This is a genomic window from Streptomyces sp. NPDC051183 (assembly GCF_040682455.1).
Lineage (GTDB): Bacteria > Actinomycetota > Actinomycetes > Streptomycetales > Streptomycetaceae > Streptomyces.
Genome location: NZ_JBFBBA010000106.1, coordinates 1 through 4,039, shown reverse-complemented (window position 1 = coordinate 4,039; position 4,039 = coordinate 1). Strand labels below are relative to the sequence as shown.

The 4,039-nt window shown below is 66.8% G+C and carries 4 protein-coding genes; 2 read left to right on the top strand and 2 right to left on the bottom strand.

The window, feature by feature from the left end; genetic code table 11:
• The first annotated feature begins 25 nt into the window (after positions 1-25).
• Positions 26-1,135: a group II intron reverse transcriptase/maturase gene (ltrA, locus tag AB0M99_RS37555; RefSeq protein WP_365928726.1), complete on the top strand. Its 1,110-nt coding sequence runs from the start codon at positions 26-28 to the stop codon at positions 1,133-1,135.
• Here ltrA and AB0M99_RS37550 read toward each other — a convergent pair.
• Positions 1,124-1,600: a transposase gene (locus AB0M99_RS37550; protein WP_365928724.1), complete on the bottom strand. Its 477-nt coding sequence runs from the start codon at positions 1,598-1,600 to the stop codon at positions 1,124-1,126. The two genes, ltrA and AB0M99_RS37550, sit on opposite strands and share 12 nt — an antisense overlap.
• Positions 1,601-2,019: 419 nt before the next feature.
• Positions 2,020-2,616 carry a hypothetical protein gene (locus tag AB0M99_RS37545; RefSeq protein ID WP_365928722.1) on the bottom strand — a complete coding sequence of 199 codons (597 nt, stop codon included), beginning with the start codon at positions 2,614-2,616 and terminating at the stop codon, positions 2,020-2,022.
• Between the two features lie 258 nt (positions 2,617-2,874).
• On the opposite strand from AB0M99_RS37545, the gene AB0M99_RS37540 reads away from it, so the two are divergent.
• A complete protein-coding gene (locus AB0M99_RS37540) occupies positions 2,875-3,954 on the top strand; it encodes a serine/threonine-protein kinase (protein WP_365928720.1) in 1,080 nt (359 codons plus the stop codon).
• Positions 3,955-4,039 lie beyond the last annotated feature (85 nt).

Sequence of the window (4,039 nt, the reverse complement as noted above, 5' to 3'; positions counted from 1 at the left end):
CTTCGTTGCATCCGGTCGCGCGGCCATCCACCATCGTCACACCGCCGTGACCTGCACACTCACGAGATCACCGCGACTTTGCAATCGCCCTGCTCACGGTAGTGGCACGAGAATGCTCGGCATTCCCGCTGTCGCCGACCGGGTGGCGCAGACTGTGGTGGCCCGGCATCTGATGCGAAGGGTGGAGCCGATTTTCCATCCGGACAGCTATGGATACCGGCCCCGACGGTCTGCCCTGGACGCGGTGGGAAAATGCCGGGAGCGGTGCTGGAAGAAGGACTGGGTGGTCGAGCTCGACATCCAGAAGTTCTTCGATAGCGTGCCCTGGGACCTGCTCGTCAAGGCGGTGGAGATCCATACGGATGCCGTCTGGGTGAAGTTGTACGTGCGCAGGTGGCTCGCCGCCCCGCTCGTCATGCCCGACGGATCCCTGGTGAAGCGGGAGCGCGGGACGCCGCAGGGCGCCCCGGTGTCTCCCGTGCTGGCGAACCTGTTCCTGCACTACGCGTTCGACGTCTGGATGGCTCGGGAGTACCCGACCGTGCAGTTCGAACGCTACGCGGACGATGCGGTGCTGCACTGCGTCTCCGAACGCCGGGCCCGCGAGGTCCTGGCGGCGCTGACGGACAGGATGGTCGAGGTCGGGCTGGAGCTGCACCCGGACAAGACCCGGATCGTGTACTGCAAGGACGGCACGCGCCGCGGCTCGTACGAGCACGAGGCGTTCACGTTCCTCGGATACGCCTTCCGCGCCAGGAGAAGCCGGAGTCGGCACGGGAACTTGTTCCTGTCGTTCGAGCCGGCGATCAGCAGGGAGGCCCTGACCAGGATCGGGCGGGAGGTGCGGTCCTGGAACCTGCACCGGCGGTCCGACCTGACCTTCAGTGAGATCGCCCGACCGATCAATCCGATGGTGGCGGGCTGGCTCAACTACTACGGCCGGTTCCGGCCGTGGGAGCTGCACTCCTTCGTCATGCGCATCAATGCCTACCTGGTGCGCTGGATCCGCAAGAAGTACAGACGGCTCGCGGGCAAGCGGAAGGCGCTGGCAAAGCTGCGGGAGATCGCGAAGCGGTACCCCCGCATGCTCGCCCACTGGCGCTTTTCACCCACGCAGGGAGCCCTATTGATCTGAGATCAGAGCGGCAAGAGCCGTGTAACGGGAGACTGCTACGCACGGTTCTGTGAGGGCCGGGAGGTGAGATCCCTCCCGGCTACTCGACCCGTTGATCTGCTTGCCGCCGTCGTAGCCGCGGCTGTCGGTGCCGACGACGGCGTCCGCCTTGACCGACTGCGAGTCGATCACCCCGGCCGTGGGCTCCGCATCCTTGCCCAGCTTCTCGCGGACCCGCGCACGCAGCCGGTCGTGGAACTCCTTGACCGGGCCATGGTCGCGCCAGCGGCGGAAGAAGGCGTATGCCCGGTCCCACGGCGGGAAGTCCGCCGGCAGGGCACGCCACTTGATTCCGTTGTCGACCAGGTAGCGGATCGCGTCCAACATTGCGCGGTGGCAGTACGCCTCCGGCTGCCCGCCGCGGCCGCGCATCCAGCCCGGCACCGGCAGCAACGGCCTCACCCCGGCCCACTCGGTGTCCGTCATGTCCGTCGGATAGCGACGCTCACGCACCCCGTTGTCAGCGGCGTTTCCGAACCGGTGAGCCAGACAGTCACACGCGAGGGTGACCGGGGTGGACTGCGTCTTGGCGGTCGCGTACAACTGCGACAACAGGGCCTCCTGGAATGCTCGTTGGCGTAGACACCCTCTGAGCTACCAAGAGGCCCTGTTCTCATGCCCGGCGCCGACCGCGATCACCCGATCGAGACTCCCGTTCGAAACGCATCTCTCAAGATCGGAACGACAACAGCTTCTAACCCACACCCCCCAAGGCCCCCAGCCCACCCGGCTGGGGGCCTTTCCCACGGGAGGCCGAACACACGGTGCAGCACTCACACTCCTCCTGACCGGACGCATGCAGCTCGAACCCAGGACCATGCCCCGCGCCCGATCGGCTGAGGGGATCATCCTTCCGAGCGATGACGAGACGTCCCCCGCCTCTTCTTGGTCAGGCGATCGCTCTGAATCTGCTGCCACAGCTCGAACAAACGCAGATCTGCTGCGCTGGGGGCCGGAATCGGCTCTTCGCGCTGCCAGGCACCCAGCCACTCCAGCGAACTCTTGAGCACTGCGTTCATCGAGTCCTTGTTCATCGCGCCGGGATGAATCGCATTCACCGCCCACCAATGGTTCAGGATCTCGAGCACGTCCAGAATCCTGGTCCGCAGCACCTCGTGGCGGAGCGTGTACGCGGCCACCTCGGCCGGCGCGAAGATTTCCTCGAACCCGGCGTTCCAGTCACTCTCTCTCGCCGTGGTCATCAGCCCGACCCAGGCGATCCGGTCCCGAGCCTCACCACCGCCGAACTCGACCGGCATACCGGCCAGATGGCGGCGCATACGAATGAGCTCACCGGCCAGCGCAGCTGCGGCCGCCCCTTCTCGCGCTTCGCGCCGTTCTCCGGCCAGCCTCGTCTGCTGGTAAACGGTAGCCCTGAAGGACAACATCGCACCGATGAGCGTCCCGCCGAGCCCGAACGCGGCCGTAATCCAGTCACACATCCACCAGGGTCCCGCCGGCCACCACCACCAGGTACCGCCAACCGAGTCATCCACGAAGGTCGGGTAGCCCGGGGCATCTCAGCCCCGGGCTCCCACAGATCCGTACGTGACAGTCGCCCGTCAGCGCTCCAGTGAGGTTGTGCTTGCCCAGGGCTGAGACGTCTCGTCGCGATGGTCAAGGACGCGCGTAACATCCGTGCGGGCGTTCGGTTCACGGTCGCCCTGTCATACGTCCACCGCACAACAGGAGATCTTCCCGTGGCCGTTCCCGGCTCCGGCGGGCGGAGCCTGCCCGCTCGCATAGGCCCGTACCGGCCTGTTCACCGCATCGGCTCGGGCGGCATGGGCACCGTCTACTTTGCGTACGGCCACCGCAGTCAGCCGCTCGCGGTGAAGATCCTGCACGAGGACTTCGCCCACGACACAGAGCACCGCAAGCGGTTCGCCCGGGAGATATCCACGCTCGTGAAAGTGCAGGGACCCTTCCTGCTGCCGTTGATCGACGCCGACGCGAACGCTGGCCGGCCATGGTTGGCGACTCCCTACGTTCCCGGGCACACGCTCGAACGGTACGTTCGCGCGCACGGTCCCCTCACCGGGGCCAATCTCCTCACCTTTGCCACCGCGACTGCCCACGCACTGGCGTGCATCCATGCTGCGGGGGTGGCGCACCGGGACCTGAAGCCGGCGAACGTGATCCTGGCGCAAGACGGACCACGGGTCCTCGACTTCGGAATCGCCCATCACCTGGACGCCACCGCGGTCACCAGAACGCGGATGACGACCGGTACCCCCGGCTGGATGGCCCCCGAGCAGTTCACCGCAGGGCGCACGGTGACGGCGTCGGACGTGTTCACGTGGGGGCTTCTGGTGGCGTACGCCGCATCCGGACGGCACGCCTTCGGTACTCCGACCGGAATCGATCACCGCATCGTCCACGCCCAGCCGGACCTGTCGGGGATCCCCGCCGGTCTGCTGACAGAGGTGACCGCGGCCCTGTCCAAGAATCCGGACGACCGTCCCGACGCCGTAACCCTGTCCGGGATCCTGGCGGACGCCCACAACCCGCAAGGCACCCTCGTGTTCCCGACGATGGCGTACACGCGGGTTGCCGGCAACCCGTCCCCGGTGCGGACGCTGGAACCCTCCGACTGGTCGGTGCCTGTCCCGGACACTGATCTCTCCCGGCTCTTTCGGTCCCCGTATCCGAGACCGGGAAAAGCCGCCGATCCGAGCGTTCCCTACAACCCGTTCCAGGCTCCGCCGGAGCCGCCACGTCCGCCCGGCACCCGGAAACGGCCCGGTCGGGCCGCATGGGCCATCCCGGTCCAGGGCTGATTCATTGTCGTGTTGATCATGCTGCGTCGCAGGTCAGGGATAGTCCGAGGAGGTCGAGCGGGCGGGTGAAGGGCGTGTAGGAGAC

Coding starts and splice junctions, on each gene's coding strand:
- AB0M99_RS37550 (WP_365928724.1), bottom strand. CDS start 1,600: ATGACGGACACCGAGTGGGCCGGGGTGAGGCCGTTGCTGCCGGTGCCG.
- AB0M99_RS37545 (WP_365928722.1), bottom strand. CDS start 2,616: ATGTGTGACTGGATTACGGCCGCGTTCGGGCTCGGCGGGACGCTCATC.